Source organism: Labedella phragmitis (assembly GCF_004078635.1).
GTDB classification, from domain to species: domain Bacteria; phylum Actinomycetota; class Actinomycetes; order Actinomycetales; family Microbacteriaceae; genus Labedella; species Labedella phragmitis.
Genome location: NZ_RZNB01000002.1, coordinates 338,030 through 353,864 on the forward strand (window position 1 = coordinate 338,030; position 15,835 = coordinate 353,864).

General features: G+C 69.5%; 15 protein-coding genes and 1 pseudogene. All 16 read left to right on the plus strand.

The window, feature by feature from the left end:
- Positions 1-43: 43 nt before the first annotated feature.
- The 16 genes and pseudogenes from aroC to metK all read left to right on the plus strand — a co-directional run bounded on the left by aroC (position 44) and on the right by metK (position 15,829).
- Positions 44-1,273 (plus strand): chorismate synthase, encoded by a 1,230-nt coding sequence (gene aroC, locus ELQ90_RS06300; RefSeq protein WP_128494420.1) that lies wholly within the window; start codon positions 44-46, stop codon positions 1,271-1,273.
- The gene (locus ELQ90_RS06305; protein WP_341810257.1) at positions 1,266-1,775 is read left to right on the plus strand and encodes a shikimate kinase; all 510 of its coding nucleotides are present in this window, start codon (positions 1,266-1,268) and stop codon (positions 1,773-1,775) included. Before aroC ends, ELQ90_RS06305 begins: the two co-directional genes overlap by 8 nt.
- Positions 1,772-2,872: a 3-dehydroquinate synthase gene (gene aroB, locus ELQ90_RS06310; protein ID WP_128494421.1), complete on the plus strand. Its 1,101-nt coding sequence runs from the start codon at positions 1,772-1,774 to the stop codon at positions 2,870-2,872. The genes ELQ90_RS06305 and aroB overlap by 4 nt, the downstream gene beginning before the upstream one ends.
- A 2-nt stretch (positions 2,873-2,874) precedes the next feature.
- A complete protein-coding gene (locus ELQ90_RS06315; RefSeq protein WP_128494422.1) occupies positions 2,875-3,312 on the plus strand; it encodes a type II 3-dehydroquinate dehydratase in 438 nt (145 codons plus the stop codon).
- A 112-nt stretch (positions 3,313-3,424) separates the two neighbouring features.
- Positions 3,425-3,988, plus strand: a complete 564-nt coding sequence (gene efp, locus ELQ90_RS06320; RefSeq protein ID WP_128494423.1) for an elongation factor P — start codon at positions 3,425-3,427, stop codon at positions 3,986-3,988.
- The gene (gene nusB / locus ELQ90_RS06325; protein WP_128494424.1) at positions 3,988-4,401 is read left to right on the plus strand and encodes a transcription antitermination factor NusB; all 414 of its coding nucleotides are present in this window, start codon (positions 3,988-3,990) and stop codon (positions 4,399-4,401) included. The genes efp and nusB overlap by 1 nt, the downstream gene beginning before the upstream one ends.
- Before the next feature lie 185 nt (positions 4,402-4,586).
- A pseudogene (pyrR, locus tag ELQ90_RS06330) lies at positions 4,587-5,129 on the plus strand (bifunctional pyr operon transcriptional regulator/uracil phosphoribosyltransferase PyrR); the annotation flags it as partial.
- Positions 5,129-6,076, plus strand: a complete 948-nt coding sequence (locus ELQ90_RS06335) for an aspartate carbamoyltransferase catalytic subunit (protein ID WP_128494426.1) — start codon at positions 5,129-5,131, stop codon at positions 6,074-6,076. The pseudogene pyrR and the gene ELQ90_RS06335, both read left to right, overlap by 1 nt.
- Before the next feature lies 1 nt (position 6,077).
- Positions 6,078-7,418 (plus strand): dihydroorotase, encoded by a 1,341-nt coding sequence (locus ELQ90_RS06340; protein WP_128494427.1) that lies wholly within the window; start codon positions 6,078-6,080, stop codon positions 7,416-7,418.
- A complete protein-coding gene (locus ELQ90_RS06345; RefSeq protein ID WP_128494428.1) occupies positions 7,411-7,926 on the plus strand; it encodes a PH-like domain-containing protein in 516 nt (171 codons plus the stop codon). Before ELQ90_RS06340 ends, ELQ90_RS06345 begins: the two co-directional genes overlap by 8 nt.
- Positions 7,923-9,098, plus strand: a complete 1,176-nt coding sequence (gene carA / locus ELQ90_RS06350) for a glutamine-hydrolyzing carbamoyl-phosphate synthase small subunit (RefSeq protein ID WP_128494429.1) — start codon at positions 7,923-7,925, stop codon at positions 9,096-9,098. Before ELQ90_RS06345 ends, carA begins: the two co-directional genes overlap by 4 nt.
- Positions 9,098-12,391: a carbamoyl-phosphate synthase large subunit gene (gene carB / locus ELQ90_RS06355; protein WP_128494430.1), complete on the plus strand. Its 3,294-nt coding sequence runs from the start codon at positions 9,098-9,100 to the stop codon at positions 12,389-12,391. The genes carA and carB overlap by 1 nt, the downstream gene beginning before the upstream one ends.
- Positions 12,388-13,215 carry an orotidine-5'-phosphate decarboxylase gene (gene pyrF, locus ELQ90_RS06360; RefSeq protein ID WP_208020581.1) on the plus strand — a complete coding sequence of 276 codons (828 nt, stop codon included), beginning with the start codon at positions 12,388-12,390 and terminating at the stop codon, positions 13,213-13,215. Before carB ends, pyrF begins: the two co-directional genes overlap by 4 nt.
- Positions 13,212-14,135, plus strand: coding sequence for a guanylate kinase (gene gmk / locus ELQ90_RS06365; protein ID WP_128494431.1), 924 nt, complete (start codon positions 13,212-13,214; stop codon positions 14,133-14,135). Before pyrF ends, gmk begins: the two co-directional genes overlap by 4 nt.
- Before the next feature lie 81 nt (positions 14,136-14,216).
- Positions 14,217-14,474, plus strand: a complete 258-nt coding sequence (gene rpoZ / locus ELQ90_RS06370; RefSeq protein WP_128494432.1) for a DNA-directed RNA polymerase subunit omega — start codon at positions 14,217-14,219, stop codon at positions 14,472-14,474.
- 161 nt (positions 14,475-14,635) lie between these two features.
- Positions 14,636-15,829, plus strand: coding sequence for a methionine adenosyltransferase (gene metK, locus ELQ90_RS06375; protein ID WP_128494433.1), 1,194 nt, complete (start codon positions 14,636-14,638; stop codon positions 15,827-15,829).
- The last annotated feature ends 6 nt before the right edge of the window (positions 15,830-15,835 follow it).

Genomic DNA, 15,835 nt, shown 5'->3' on the forward strand with positions numbered 1-15,835 from the left:
CACGCGGCGTCGGCGATCCCCGCCGCTATGGGAGGATGGGGGAATGCTGCGTTGGCTCACCGCCGGGGAATCCCACGGCCCAGAACTCGTCGCGATCCTCGAGGGGCTCCCGGCAGGAGTGCCCGTCTCGCTCGCCGCGATGCGCGAGGATCTCGCGCGTCGCAAGCTCGGCTACGGTCGCGGCAGCCGGATGAAGTTCGAGGAGGACGAGCTCACACTCTCCGGTGGAGTGCGCCACGGGCTGAGCCTCGGTGGTCCCGTCGCCGTCCGCGTCGGCAACACCGAGTGGCCGAAGTGGAGCGAGGTCATGAGCGCCGAGCCCGTCGAGGCGACCGAGCGCTCCCGTGGACGCAGCGCTCCGCTCACGCGACCCCGACCCGGCCACGCCGACCTCGTCGGCATGCAGAAGTACGACTTCGACGAGGCCCGACCGATCCTCGAGCGCGCGAGCGCGCGTGAGACCGCCGCGCGCGTCGCGCTCGGCGCCGTCGCCCGCTCCTTCCTGTCCGAGCTCGGCATCCGACTCGTCAGCCACACGCTCTCGATCGGACCCGTGCGCGTGCCCGAGGGGGCGGAGCTCCCGGGACCCGACGACGTCGATCGCCTCGACGCCGATCCGCTCCGGTGCTTCGACCCGGAGACGAGCGCGGCGATGGTGCGCGAGGTCGACGAGGCGAAGAAGGACGGCGACACCCTCGGCGGCATCGTCGAGGTGCTCGCCTACGGCCTGCCGCCGGGGCTCGGATCGCACGTGCACTGGGACCGCCGACTCGACGGTCGGCTCGCGCAGGCCCTCATGGGCATCCAGGCGATCAAGGGTGTCGAGGTCGGCGACGGCTTCGAGACGACGCGTCGCCGGGGTTCGGCCGCGCACGACGAGCTCTTCATCGGCCCCGACGGGATCGCGCGCGCGAGCGACCGTGCGGGCGGCACCGAGGGGGGCATGAGCACGGGGACGGTACTGCGCGTGCGTGCCGGCATGAAGCCCATCGCGACCGTGCCGCACTCCCTGCGGACCGTCGACGTCTCGACCGGCGAGCAGGCGACCGCGCACCACCAGCGCTCGGACGTCTGCGCGGTCCCGGCGGCCGGCGTCGTCGCAGAGGCGATGGTCGCGCTCGTGCTCGCCGACGCCGTGCTCGAGAAGTTCGGTGGCGACTCCGTCGGCGAGACGCGGCGCAATCTCCGGTCCTACCTCGAGGCGATCCCCGAGGAGCTCCGCACGGCGGTGCAGTCGGACGCGAAGCTCGGATCCGCGACGACCGGTGTCTGAGCAGGCGGTCCGCGCCCTCGTCGTGATCGGTCCCATGGCCGCGGGCAAGTCCAAGATCGGCCGCCGAGTCGCACGGAACCTCGGCGTGCCGTTCGCCGACACCGACCGGTCGATCGTCGCGCAGCACGGTCCGATCCCGCAGATCTTCGAGCGAGAGGGTGAGGCCGTGTTCCGCGAGTACGAGCGCGAGGCCGTCGCCCGTGCCGTCTCGCGGCGTTCGGTCGTCTCGCTCGGCGGTGGAGCCGTCATGCACCCCGACACGCGGGCGCTCCTCGCGCGAGCCACGGTCGTCTACCTCACCGTGAGCAGCGCCGCCGTCCGCTCCCGCATCGCGGGATCGAACCGACCGCTCCTGACCGACGGGATCGAGTCGTGGGAGCGCATCTTCGCGGAGCGCGCACCCGTCTACGAGTCGCTCGCGACCGAGACCTGGGACACCTCCACGCTTCCCATCACCCGATTGGCCGACGACATCGCCGCGTGGGCGAAAGGACGAGTATGACCGAGATCGTGAATCCCGCGCCGGGCGGCGCACCCATCCGCGTCGGCGGAGACTCAGGCTACGACGTCGTCGTGGGGCGCGGCGTCCTCGACCGCGTCGCCGACGCGCTCGGCCCGGGCGTCCGCAAGGTGCTCATCGTGCACGCCCCGACCCTCGGCGCCGAGGCCTCCCGTCTGCGGGAGCGACTCCTCGATTCCTCGTTGGAGGTGCTCCTGGCGGAGATCCCGGACGCCGAGTCGGGCAAGCGCGTCGAGGTCGCCGCGTTCTGCTGGCAGATCCTCGGTCAGGCCGACTTCACGCGCAGCGACGCGGTCATCGGCCTCGGAGGAGGCGCCACGACCGACCTCGCGGGATTCGTCGCGGCGACGTGGCTCCGCGGGGTGAGGCTCGTGCAGATCCCGACGACCGTCCTCGGCATGGTCGACGCGGCCGTCGGCGGGAAGACCGGCATCAACACGAACGAGGGCAAGAACCTCGTCGGCGCCTTCCACGCGCCGGCCGCGGTCGTCGCCGACCTCGATCTGCTGTCGACGCTGTCCCGCAACGAGATCCTCGCGGGATTCGCGGAGGTCGTGAAGTGCGGCTTCATCGGGGACCCGCGCATCCTCGAGGTCATCGAGGCCGACGTCGCGCGCGTCACGGACCCTGGCACGGACGAGTTCCTCGAGGTCGTGCAGCGCTCGATCGCCCTCAAGGCCGCCGTCGTGAGCGAGGACTTCACCGAGCAGGGCCGACGCGAGATCCTCAACTACGGTCACACCCTCGGCCACGCGATCGAGCACGCCGAGCGGTATCAGTGGCGGCACGGAGCGGCCGTCGCGATCGGCATGGTGTTCGCCGCGGAGCTCGGCCGGCTCTCCGGTCCGCTCTCGGACGCCGTCGTGGACCGGCACCGCTCGGTGCTGTCGTCGCTCGATCTGCCGATCGACTACCCGGTCGGGCGCTGGAACACCCTGCTCGCGACGATGCAGCGCGACAAGAAGGCGCGAGCCGGGCTGCTGCGTTTCATCGTCCTCGACGACATCGCTCGCCCCACCGTGTTGACCGGGCCGGACCAGTCGCTCCTGTTCACGGCCTGGCAGGAGGTAGGTTCGTAGCCATGCCGACAGTCCTCGTCCTCAACGGCCCGAACCTCGGTCGACTGGGCAGCCGGGAGCCGGACGTCTACGGCTCCGCCGACCTCGACGCGCTCCGCGCGGAACTCACGGCGACAGCACCGGCCGGCTGGACGATCGACCTCCGCCAGACCGACGACGAGGGCGAGCTCATCGGCTGGTTGCACGAAGCCGCGGACAGCGGCGCGCCCGTGATCCTCAACCCGGCCGCCTTCACCCACTACAGCTACGGACTCCGAGACGCGGCGGCCCTCGTCACGAAACCCGGGGGCACGCTCATCGAAGTGCATCTCTCGAATCCCCACGCGCGGGAGACGTTCCGGCACACGAGCGTCATCAGCGGCGTCGCGAGCGGTGTCATAGCGGGCTTCGGCTTCGACTCCTACCGGCTCGCGCTCCTCCAGGTGGTCGGTTCGTCCTGAGGCCGCGTTGGTCCGGGGGAGGTCGTGCCGGTAGACTCGGCAGCTGGCCGACTCCGGCCCTTCCGCGGTTCACGACCGCAGCCTCCTGACCGCGTATCGAACGGACATCCCCATGGCCTCTACCGCTGACATCAAGAACGGCGTCGTCATCAACATCGATGGACAGCTGTGGTCCGTCATCGAGTTCCAGCACGTCAAGCCGGGTAAGGGCGGCGCGTTCGTCCGCACGAAGCTCAAGAACATCATGACGGGCAAGGTCGTCGACAAGACGTACAACGCCGGCGCGAAGATCGAGACCGAGAACGTCGACCGCCGCGACTACCAGTACCTCTACAACGACGGCTCCGGCTTCGTCTTCATGGACACGAGCGACTACGACCAGATCACCGTTCCGGCGGAGATCGTGGGCGACGCCGCCAACTTCATGCTCGAGAATCAGATGGCCACCGTCGCGATGAACAACGGCAACCCGCTCTACGTCGAGCTGCCCGCGTCTGTCGTCCTCGAGATCACCTACACGGAGCCGGGGCTCCAGGGCGACCGCTCGACCGGAGGCACGAAGCCCGCGACCGTCGAGACCGGTTACCAGATCCAGGTTCCGCTGTTCCTCGAGACCGGCACTCGCGTCAAGGTCGACACGCGGACGGGCGACTACCTGGGCCGGGTCACCGACTAGTGGGAGCCCGCACGAAGGCGCGCAAGCGCGCTCTCGACATCCTCTACTCGGCGGACGTCCGCCGCATCACGCCGGCCGAGGCTCTCTCCGCCGAGGCCGGTCGGGCCGCGAGCGAACCGGATCGAGCCGCGTCGTGGCTGTACGCGCGCGACATCGTCGACGGGGTCATCGAGAATCAGGTCGAGATCGACGAGCAGATCGAGACGTTCTCGCAGGGCTGGTCCCTCGAGCGCATGCCCGCGATCGACCGGGCCATCCTGCGCATCGGGGTGTGGGAGGTCCTCTTCAACGTGGAGATCCCGACGGGCGTCGCCATCGACGAGGCTGTCGAGGCCGCCAAGGAGTATTCGACGGACGACTCGCCCGGTTTCGTCAACGGGCTGCTCGGCCGGATCGCGCAACAGGCCTCCTGACGACAGAGCTACACCCGAACGAGGGCGACATGTACGACGGGCGCCCTCGCCGCGGAACTGCCGCCTTCGACCGGTGGACGGGGCACGCGGCTGAAGCGGGGAAGCCGTCCTCCTGATCCTGATAGGGTCGGAGACAGCAACGAGACAACCTTTAACACCGTCCGGAGAGGCGGAGAAGGGAGTCGGACATGAGCGCACGGGTCGTGCTGCAGCATGCTGACATCTCGCGGGCGCTGACCCGCATCGCTCACGAGATCCTCGAGTCCAATCGTGGACCAGACGATCTCGTCATCCTCGGCATCCCCACGCGGGGAGTCGTCCTCGCGCGACGCGTGGCCCGTCTCGTCTCGGAGATCTCCGGGACCGGCGTCCCCGTCGGATCGCTCGACGTCACGATGTACCGCGACGACCTCTCGCGGAACCCCACTCGCGCGCCGTCGCCCACGTCCATTCCGGCTCGCGGCCTCGATGGTGCGACGGTCGTCCTCGTCGACGACGTCCTGTATTCCGGACGCACCATCCGCGCAGCGCTCGACGCGATCGGCGACATCGGTCGGCCCCGCGCCGTCCGACTCGCCGCGCTCGTGGATCGGGGCCACCGGGAACTGCCGATCCGGCCCGACTTCGTGGGCAAGAACCTCCCGTCGTCGCCGAGCGAGCGCATCTTCGTGCGCCTCGAGGACGTCGACGGCGAGGAATCCGTGACGATCGAGCAGGGCGGCGTCTGATGCGCCACTTGCTCTCGACCCGCGACCTCTCGCGCGACGCCGCCATCCACATCCTCGACGTCGCCGAGGACATGGCCGACACGCAGACGCGCGAGGTACGGAAGCTCCCGACCCTCCGCGGCAAGACCGTCGTCAACCTCTTCTTCGAGGACTCGACGCGCACGCGCATCTCGTTCGAGGCCGCGGCGAAGCGGCTCTCGGCCGACGTCATCAACTTCAGCGCCAAGGGCTCGAGCGTGTCCAAGGGCGAGAGCCTCAAGGACACCGCGCAGACGCTCGAGGAGATGGGGGCGGACGCCGTCGTCATCCGCCACGGCGCGTCCGGCGCCCCGCACACCCTCGCTGCGAGCGGATGGATCGACGCCGGCATCGTGAACGCAGGCGACGGGACGCACGAGCACCCTACCCAGGCGCTCCTCGACGCGTTCACCATCCGCCGCTGCCTGCACGGATCGGCGAGCCGCGGGCGTGCCCTCGATGGCGTGACGGTCGCGATCGTCGGCGACATCCTGCACTCGCGCGTCGCGCGCTCGAACGTCTGGCTGCTCTCGGCCCTCGGGGCGCGGACGGTCTTCGTCGGTCCGCCGACCCTCGTGCCGAACCACCTCGAGGGGTGGCCGGCCGAGGTGTCGTTCGACCTCGACGCGACCCTCGCGACGGGTCCCGACGTCGTCATGATGCTCCGCATCCAGTCGGAGCGCATGAACGACGCGTTCTTCCCGAACCCGCGCGAGTACTCGAGGCGGTGGGGACTCGACGACGAGCGCCTCGCCCGTCTCGGCCCGGATACGATTGTCATGCACCCCGGACCGATGAACCGCGGACTCGAGATCTCCTCGCGCGCCGCGGACTCGCCTCGATCGACGGTACGCGAGCAAGTCGCGAACGGTGTCTCCGCGCGAATGGCCGTGCTCTATCTCCTGCTCTCCGGCGAACGTGAGGACTGACATGTCGAACTCTTCCTTCCTCCTCAGCGGAGCGACGCTGCCCGACGGATCGACGGCCGACATCGCGATCGCCGATGGATTCGTCGTGGGAGTCGGAGACGGTCTCGATTCCGTCGATGCGATCGTGATCGACGCGGCCGGCCTCCAGGCGCTCCCCGGGCTCGTCGACCTGCATACCCACTTGCGAGAGCCCGGTTACGAGGACAGCGAGACCGTGTTGACGGGAACCCGCGCCGCGGCCGCCGGCGGTTTCACGACGGTCTTCGCGATGGCGAACACCTCTCCCGTCGCCGACACCGCCGGCCTCGTGGAACAGGAACTCGCCCTGGGCGAGGCCTCCGGCTACGCGACGGTGCAGCCCATCGGGGCCGTGACGACGGGACTCGCGGGGGAGCGGCTCGCCGAGCTCGGCGCCATGGCGTCGTCGCGGGCGCGCGTCCGCCTGTTCTCCGACGACGGCTTCTGCGTGAGCGATCCGCTGCTCATGCGCCGCGCGCTCGAGTACGTGAAGGCGTTCGACGGCGCGATCGCGCAGCACGCCCAGGAGCCGCGCCTCACCGTCGGCGCCCAGATGAACGAGGGCGAGGTGTCGACGCGCCTCGGCCTCGCCGGCTGGCCCGCCGTCGCCGAGGAGGCGATCATCGCGCGCGACGTGCTCCTGACCGAGCACGTCGGGAGCCGGTTGCACGTGTGCCACGTGTCCACGGCCGGTTCCGTCGAGATCATCCGGTGGGCCAAGGCACGCGGCATCGCCGTCACGGCCGAGGTCACCCCGCATCACCTGCTCCTCACGGACGACCTCGCGGAGAGCTACGACGCGCGGTTCAAGGTCAACCCGCCGCTGCGCTCCGCCGAGGACGTCGCCGCCGTGCGCGAGGGCCTCGCCGACGGCACGATCGACATCGTCGCGACCGACCACGCGCCGCACCCGGATCAGCACAAGGACTGCGCGTGGCCCGAGGCCGCGAACGGCATGGTGGGTCTCGAATCGGCGTTGAGCGTCGTGCACTCCGCGATGGTCGAGACGGGCCTGCTCGACTGGGCGGACGTCGCCCGAGTCCTCTCGTCGGCCCCCGCGCGCATCGGACGGCTCGACGGCGTCGGTGCCCCGATCACGGTCGGGTCCCGCGCCGACGTCGTGCTCTACGACACGACGGCCTCGCGGACCTTCGACGTCGACGACCTCGCCGGGAAGAGCGCGAACTCGCCGTACGTCGGTCGGCAGTTGCCCGGTCGTGTCGTCGCGACGTTCCACCGGGGCGTGCCGACCGTGCTCGACGGCGCGTTGCGGCCCCACGACGAGGTCCTCGCCGGGCAGCGGGCGGTGGTCGGTCGTGGATAAGGTCCTACCGGGCGTCATCGTCGTCGTCGTCCTCGCGGCTCTCCTCTCCCTCATGTGGTTCGCCTGGCGAGCGCGCGTCCGTCGCGACGCGGGGCTCGGCGTGCCGCAGGTCCCGGAGTCGTACGTCCCGGCGGAGTCCGTCGACGTGCTGTACGTCGCGACGACAGAGGCCGGTCGGCCGCTCGAGCGGCTCGCCGTCCGAGGCCTCGGCTTCCGTGCGCGTGGGGTGCTGTCGATCGCCCCGTCCGGGCTCGTCCTCGCGATTCCTGGCGAGCGCCCGGCCTTCATCCCCTCCGAGAGCCTGACGGCCGTCTCGACCACGAACGTCGCGATCGACCGCGTCGTCGAGTCCGATGGCCTCGTCCGACTCTCCTGGAGCATCTCCGGCGTCGCGTGCGACTCGTTCGTCCGCGTCCTCGACGCCGATCAGCGCACCGTGGTCGCCGACCTCGAGCGCGTCATCGTCCCCCGTCCCCCAGTACCCACCGAGAGTGAGTCATCATCATGAGCGACAACCGCTTCGTCCCCGGCCCACCGGCCGTCCTCGTCCTCGAAGACGGCACCCGCTTCTCCGGCCGAGCGTACGGCGCCGTCGGTCGCACCCTCGGCGAGGTCGTCTTCGCCACGGGAATGACCGGCTACCAGGAGACGCTCACGGATCCCTCCTACGCGGGCCAGATCGTCATCCAGACAGCGCCGCACATCGGCAACACGGGCGTCAACACCGAGGACCGCGAGTCCGCCCGCATCTGGGTCGCCGGCTACGTCGTGCGCGACCCCTCCCGCGTGGTCTCCAACTTCCGCGCCCAGGGCTCGCTCGACGACGAGCTCGAACGGGACGGCGTCGTCGGCATCGCCGGCATCGACACCCGCGCGGTCACGCGACACATCCGCGCTGCCGGAGCCATGAAGGCCGGCATCTTCTCCGGCGACGAGGCGACGCTCTCGACGGCCGAGCAGCTCGACCTCGTGCGCCGCGGCGTCGACATGCGCGGACGGAACCTGTCGGGCGACGTCTCGACGGGGGAGCCGTACCGGGTCGCCGCGTCGGGCGAGCGGATCGGAACCGTCGCCGTCCTCGACCTCGGCGTCAAGAAGTCGACGCTCCACTACCTCTCGGAGCGCGGCTTCGACGTCGAGGTGCTCCCGCAGAGCGCGACGGCCGATCAGGTCAAGGCGCTGAACCCCGACGCCCTGTTCTTCTCGAACGGCCCGGGAGACCCCGCGGCGTCCGACGCCCACGTCGAGCTCCTCCGCGAGTCGTTGCGGGCCGGAGTGCCGTACTTCGGCATCTGCTTCGGCAACCAGCTCCTCGGTCGCGCGCTCGGCTTCCCGACCTACAAGCTCCCGTTCGGCCACCGCGGCATCAACCAGCCGGTGCTCGACAAGACGACGGGACGCGTCGAGATCACCTCTCAGAACCACGGCTTCGCCGTCGACCTCGCGGTGGAGGGTGTGCACGACTCGCCTGAGGGCTTCGGCCGCGCAGAGGTCAGCCACTACTCCCTCAACGACAACGTCGTCGAGGGGCTGCGGTGCCTCGACATCCCGGCGTTCAGCGTGCAATACCACCCGGAGTCGGCTGCCGGACCCCACGACGCCAACCACCTGTTCGACCGCTTCCGCGACCTCGTGATCGCACGGCGGGACGAAACCACTTCAACGGGAGAGCAGAACTAATGCCCAAGCGCGACGACATCAACAGCGTCCTCGTCATCGGATCGGGCCCGATCGTCATCGGCCAGGCCGTCGAGTTCGACTACTCGGGGACCCAGGCGTGCCGTGTCCTGCGCGAGGAGGGCGTCCGCGTCATCCTCGTCAACTCCAACCCCGCGACGATCATGACCGACCCGGATTTCGCCGACGCGACCTACGTCGAGCCGATCACGTGGCAGGTCATCGAGACGATCATCGCGAAGGAGCGCCCTGACGCGATCCTCCCGACGCTCGGGGGCCAGACCGCGCTCAACGCCGCTATCCAGCTCCACGACCACGGCATCCTCGAGAAGTACGACGTCGAGCTCATCGGGGCGAACTTCGAGGCGATCCAGAAGGGCGAGGACCGCCAGGTCTTCAAGCAGCTCGTGCTCGACGCGGGTGCCGACGTCGCCCGCTCCTACATCGCGCACTCCGTCGACGAGGCCGTGTCGTACGCCGAGGACCTCGGCTACCCGCTCGTCGTCCGCCCGTCCTTCACGATGGGTGGCCTCGGCTCGGGCTTCGCGTACACGGAGGAGGAGCTCCGCCGGATCGTCGGCGACGGCATCCACCAGAGCCCGACGAGCGAGGTCCTCCTCGAGGAGTCGATCCTCGGTTGGAAGGAGTACGAGCTCGAGCTCATGCGCGACACCGCCGACAACACGGTCGTCGTCTGTTCGATCGAGAACGTCGACCCCGTCGGCGTGCACACGGGCGACTCGATCACGGTCGCCCCGGCGCTCACGCTCACGGACCGCGAGTACCAGAACCTCCGCGACATCGGCATCGACATCATCCGTGCCGTCGGCGTCGACACGGGCGGCTGCAACATCCAGTTCGCCGTCGACCCGTCGAACGGCCGTGTCATCGTGATCGAGATGAACCCGCGCGTCTCGCGCTCGAGTGCCCTCGCCTCGAAGGCGACGGGCTTCCCGATCGCGAAGATCGCCGCGAAGCTCGCGATCGGCTACCGCCTCGACGAGATCCCGAACGACATCACGAAGGTGACCCCGGCGAGCTTCGAGCCGACGCTCGACTACGTCGTCGTCAAGGTGCCGCGCTTCGCGTTCGAGAAGTTCCCCGCCGCTGACCCGACGCTCACGACGACCATGAAGAGCGTCGGCGAGGCGATGGCGATCGGACGCAACTACGCCACGGCGCTCCAGAAGGCACTGCGCTCGCTCGAGAAGAAGGGGTCGAGCTTCCACTGGGGCGACGAGACGCGATCGGCCGCCGAGCTGCTCGAGCTCGCGAGCACGCCGACCGACGGCCGGATCGTGCTCGTCCAGCAGGCACTCCGGCTCGGGGCGAGCGTCGAGGAGGCCTTCGAGGCCACGAAGATCGATCCATGGTTCCTCGACCAGATCGTGCTCATCAACGAGGTCGCGGACTATGTGCGATCGGCCCCCGTCCTCGACACCGCCGTCCTCACCGTCGCTAAGGACCACGGCTTCTCCGACGTGCAGATCGGCCAGTTGCGCGGCTTCGGAGAGAAGGAGGTGCGCGAGGTCCGGCACATCCTCGGCGTCCGCCCCGTCTACAAGACGGTCGACACGTGCGCCGGCGAGTTCCCCGCCCTCACTCCGTACCACTACTCGAGCTATGACCAGGAGACGGAGGTCGCCCCGAGCGACCGCCGGAAGGTCGTCATCCTCGGGTCAGGACCGAACCGCATCGGTCAGGGCGTCGAATTCGACTACTCGTGCGTGCACGCGTCGTTCGCCCTCTCCGAGGCGGGCTTCGAGACGATCATGATCAACTGCAATCCGGAGACGGTCTCGACCGACTACGACACGAGCGACCGGCTCTACTTCGAGCCGCTCACGCTCGAGGACGTCCTCGAGGTCATCCACGCCGAGAGCCTCTCGGGCGAACTCGTCGGCGTCGTCGTGCAGCTCGGCGGCCAGACGGCGCTGGGTCTCGCGAACGGTCTCAAGGAGGCCGGTGTCCCGATCCTCGGCACCCAGCCCGAGGCGATCGACCTCGCCGAGGAGCGCGGCGCCTTCTCCGCGATCCTCGATGCGGCGGGCCTGCTCGCCCCGAAGAACGGCACGGCCGTCGACTTCGCCGGAGCCGTCGCGATCGCCGAGGGGATCGGCTACCCCGTCCTCGTGCGCCCGAGCTTCGTGCTCGGCGGGCGCGGTATGGAGATCGTCTACGACAGCGCCTCGCTCGAGGACTACTTCCACCGCATCGCGGACCAGGGCATCGTCGACTCGGCGCACCCGCTCCTCGTCGACCGCTTCCTCGACGACGCGATCGAGATCGACGTCGACGCTCTCTACGACGGCGAGGAGCTCTACGTCGGCGGCGTCATGGAGCACATCGAGGAGGCGGGCATCCACTCGGGCGACTCGAGTTGCACGCTCCCGCCGGTCACCCTCGGTAAGGCGCAGATCGATCGCGTCCGCGAGGCGACCCTCCAGATCGCGCAAGGCGTCGGCGTGCGTGGCCTGCTCAACGTGCAGTTCGCGATCGCGCAGGGCATCCTCTACGTCCTCGAGGCGAACCCGCGCGCGTCCCGCACGGTCCCCTTCGTCTCGAAGGCCCTCGGCATCCCCCTCGCGAAGGCGGCGTCGCTGCTCATGACGGGCTCCACGGTGCGCGAACTGGTCGGATCCGGTCTCCTGCCGGCCGTCGACGGCTCGCGCGTCCCGATGGACTCGCCGATCTCCGTCAAGGAGGCCGTGCTTCCCTTCAAGCGCTTCCGCACGAAGAACGGCGACATCGTCGACTCGGTGCTCGGACCGGAGATGCGTTCGACGGGTGAGGTCATGGGCATCGACCGCGACTTCCCGACGGCCTTCGCGAAGAGCCAGGAGGCGGCATACGGCGGCCTCCCGCTCGAGGGCACGGTCTTCGTGTCGGTGTCCGACCGTGACAAGCGGTCGATCGTTCTCCCCGTGCTGCGGCTCCAGGAACTCGGGTTCACGATCCTCGCGACGGAGGGCACCGCCGAGGTCTTGAGTCGGAACGGCATCACGACGCGGCAGGTGCGCAAGTTCAGCGAGGGCGACGAGTCCGTCGTCGGCGAACCGTCGATCGTCGACCTCATCAACCGCAACGAGGTCGACATCGTCATCAACACCCCGTCGGGGCGGTCCGCGCGCGCCGACGGCTACGAGATCCGCGCGGCCGCCGTGGCCGCGGACAAGCCGCTGTTCACGACGATCGCCCAGCTCACGGCAGCCGTCGCGTCCTTCGGCGCCATCCGCGACGGCTTCCAGGTGACGAGCCTGCAGGAGTACCAGCTCGAACGCGAGGCCCGCGTGTGACGTTCGGTGATCGACTGACCGCGGCCTTCGCGTCGAACGGTCGGCTCTGCGTGGGGATCGACCCCCACGATGGCCTGCTCGCTGCGTGGGGTCTGCCCGTGTCGGCCTCGGGCGTGCGCGACTTCGGTTTGCGCGTCGTCGAGGCGACGACGGGGGCCGCCGGCATCGTCAAGCCGCAGGTGGCGTTCTTCGAGCGCTTCGGCTCGGCGGGATTCGCGGCACTCGAGGAGGTGATCGCCGCGGCGCGGGCGGCAGGCCTGCTCGTGATCGGCGACGTCAAGCGCGGCGAGATCGGCTCGAGCATGCCCGGGTACGCCGGCGCATGGCTCGAGGTCGGCGGCCCGCTCGAGGTCGACGCGCTCACCCTCAACCCCTACCTCGGCGTCGCCGACCTCGCCGACACCTTCGCGGCGGCGGCTCGTGTCGGGAAGGGAGCATTCGTCCTCGCCGCGACCTCGAACCCCGCCGGTGCCTCGGTGCAGGCGGCGCGAACGGCCGACGGTCGTCCGGTCTCGCGCCGCGTGCTCGACGACGTCGCCGACTGGAACGCGACGACGGGCGACCCGTTCGGACCCATCGGTGTGGTCATCGGCGCGACCGTCGATCTCGCAGCTGCGGGCCTCGGCGACGTGGCGAGGCCACTACCCGTCCTCGCGCCGGGCTTCGGTCATCAGGGCGCCGACACGGCCAGGGCGCGGGAGATTTACGGGAACCTCTCCGAGGGCGTTATCGTAAGCGAATCACGAAGCCTGCTGTCGAGCGGTCCCACGGGGATCGCACACGCGATCTCCGAGCGGGCGGCAGAGGTGAGAGGAACGTTGTGACGCAGGACTCGGGACGTCGACCGCCGGAAGTCGACCGCACCGCCGCCTCTCGTGCCGCCGTGGCGGCGCGGCGCGCTCGCGCGACGGTCAAGGCCGCCGTGGCGGGAGGGACGCGTTCGGCCGTCGACGTCCTCGACGCCGCGGTCTCCGATCCGGTCGGCGTCGAAGGCCGCTTGCGTGTCACCGACCTGCTCCTGAGTGTTCCCGCGATCGGTCAGACGAAGCTCCCGCGCATCATGAGCGAGCTCGGCATCTCGCCGTCGAAGCGGCTCGGCGGCCTGGGCGTGCACCAGCGCCGCAAGCTCAAGGCCTTCCTCGCCGATCGCGAATCCGTCAATCGCGCGCGTCGCCGCAGCCGCCTCGTCGTGCTCGCGGGTCCCACGGCCGTCGGCAAGGGGACCGTCGCGTCGTACATCCGAGACAACTACCCCGACGTCCTCCTGAGCGTCTCCGCGACGACGCGCAAGCCGCGGCCGGGAGAGGTCGAGGGCGTCAACTACTACTTCGTCACCGACGAGGAGTTCGACCGCATGATCGCGCAGGACGAGCTCCTCGAGTACGCGACGGTGCACAACTCGCACCGCTACGGCACGCCGAGGGGACCGATCGACGAGGCGCTCTCGCGCGGAGACAGCGTCCTCCTCGAGATCGACATCCAGGGCGCCCGTCAGGTCCGGCGGCATATGCCGGAGGCCACGCTCGTCTTCCTCGTGCCGCCGTCGTGGGACGAACTCGTACGCCGGCTCATCGGTCGGGGGACCGAGGACGAGGCCGAACAGGCGAGGAGACTCGAGACCGCGCACATCGAACTCGCCGCGCAGGACGAGTTCGATCACCGTGTCGTGAACTCCGACGTGGGCACTGCGGCCGCCGAGGTCGTAGACTTGTTGGTGACCCGCGGATCCGCGACCTCGCGTTGATCGCTTCCGAGCACGCTTCTCCTCCGGAGAACGCTCGATCCATCCGCTCACGAACAAGCGCACCAGGAGTGTGAAAGAACCATGGCCGATCGCCAAAAAGGAATCATCGACCCGCCCATCGACGAGCTTCTCTCGAAGGTCGACTCGAAGTACGCTCTCGTGATCTTCGCCTCCAAGCGAGCCCGTCAGATCAACGACTACTACGCCGACCTGCACGAGGGCAGCCTCTTCGACAACGTCGGCCCGCTCGTGGACTCGAACGTCGACGACAAGCCCCTCTCGGTCGCCATGCGCGAGATCAACGAGGACAAGCTCACCGTCCGCCAGCTCGCGGAATAGCATCACCGGAACGGCCGGCCCCATCGGGAGCCGGCCGTTCGTTCGTCACCACCCCGCGTGATCCGGACGGCGTCGGCCGGGCCGCGGTGTCGGCGGTCCGGTGCAGACTGGGGCCGTCGATCAGATCGTCGAGCATCGAACCTTTCACTCTGGAGTCCTCCATGACCGTGCGTCGCCTCTTCACGTCCGAATCCGTCACCGAAGGACACCCGGACAAGGTCTGCGACCAGATCTCCGACAGCATCCTCGACGCGCTCCTCACGGTCGACCCGGCGAGCCGCGTCGCGGTCGAGACGCTCGTGACGACGGGACTCGTCCACGTGGCGGGAGAGGTCTCGACCGACGGGTACGTCGAGATCCCCCAGATCGTGCGCGACGTCGTCACGGGCATCGGCTACGACTCGTCGGAGACCGGATTCGACGGCGCCTCGTGCGGCGTCTCTGTCTCGATCGGGCAGCAGTCGCCCGACATCGCGCAAGGCGTCGACTCCGCCTTCGAGTCGCGCGAGCAGTCGAGCGTCGACGCTCGCGACGCCCAGGGCGCCGGCGACCAGGGCATCATGTTCGGGTACGCCACGAACGAGACCCCCGAGCTCATGCCGATCCCCATCTGGATCGCCCACCGCCTCGCCGAGCGCCTCTCCGCGGTCCGCAAGAGCGGCGAGCTCGAGTTCCTGCGGCCCGACGGCAAGACGCAAGCGACGATCGGGTACGAGGGCGCGGTCCCGCGATCCGTGGAGACGATCGTGCTCTCCACCCAGCACGCGGCCGACGTCTCCACGGCCGACGTGCGTGCCGCCGTCGCCGAGCACGTCATCCGCCCCGTGCTCGAGCAGCTCGACCTCGACACGTCCGACACGCGGTTCCTCATCAATCCGACCGGCACGTTCGTCATCGGCGGCCCCAAGGGCGACGCGGGCCTGACCGGCCGCAAGATCATCATCGACACCTACGGTGGAGCGTCCCGTCACGGCGGGGGAGCGTTCAGCGGCAAGGACCCGTCGAAGGTCGACCGTTCGGCGGCCTACGCCATGCGGTGGGTCGCGAAGAACGCCGTCGCCGCGGGTCTCGCCGAACGCCTCGAGCTGCAGGTCGCGTACGCGATCGGCGCCGCCGCTCCCGTCGGTCTGTACGTCGAGACGTTCGGAACGAACGCCGTCCCGGAGGAGCGCATCGTCGAGGCCATCCGTTCGGTGTTCGACTTGCGGCCCGCCGCCATCATCGAGGACCTCGACCTCCTCCGCCCGATCTACGCCCAGACGGCTGCCTACGGTCACTTCGGTCGCGAGCTGCCCGATTTCACCTGGGAGCGCACGGACCGCGTCGACGACCTGCGGGCCGCAGCGGGACTCTAGGGGGCG

Coding starts and splice junctions, on each gene's coding strand:
- aroB (WP_128494421.1), top strand. CDS start 1,772: ATGACCGAGATCGTGAATCCCGCGCCGGGCGGCGCACCCATCCGCGTC.
- carA (WP_128494429.1), top strand. CDS start 7,923: ATGAGCGACAACCGCTTCGTCCCCGGCCCACCGGCCGTCCTCGTCCTC.
- ELQ90_RS06315 (WP_128494422.1), top strand. CDS start 2,875: ATGCCGACAGTCCTCGTCCTCAACGGCCCGAACCTCGGTCGACTGGGC.
- ELQ90_RS06335 (WP_128494426.1), top strand. CDS start 5,129: ATGCGCCACTTGCTCTCGACCCGCGACCTCTCGCGCGACGCCGCCATC.
- metK (WP_128494433.1), top strand. CDS start 14,636: ATGACCGTGCGTCGCCTCTTCACGTCCGAATCCGTCACCGAAGGACAC.
- aroC (WP_128494420.1), top strand. CDS start 44: ATGCTGCGTTGGCTCACCGCCGGGGAATCCCACGGCCCAGAACTCGTC.
- rpoZ (WP_128494432.1), top strand. CDS start 14,217: ATGGCCGATCGCCAAAAAGGAATCATCGACCCGCCCATCGACGAGCTT.
- ELQ90_RS06340 (WP_128494427.1), top strand. CDS start 6,078: ATGTCGAACTCTTCCTTCCTCCTCAGCGGAGCGACGCTGCCCGACGGA.
- efp (WP_128494423.1), top strand. CDS start 3,425: ATGGCCTCTACCGCTGACATCAAGAACGGCGTCGTCATCAACATCGAT.
- carB (WP_128494430.1), top strand. CDS start 9,098: ATGCCCAAGCGCGACGACATCAACAGCGTCCTCGTCATCGGATCGGGC.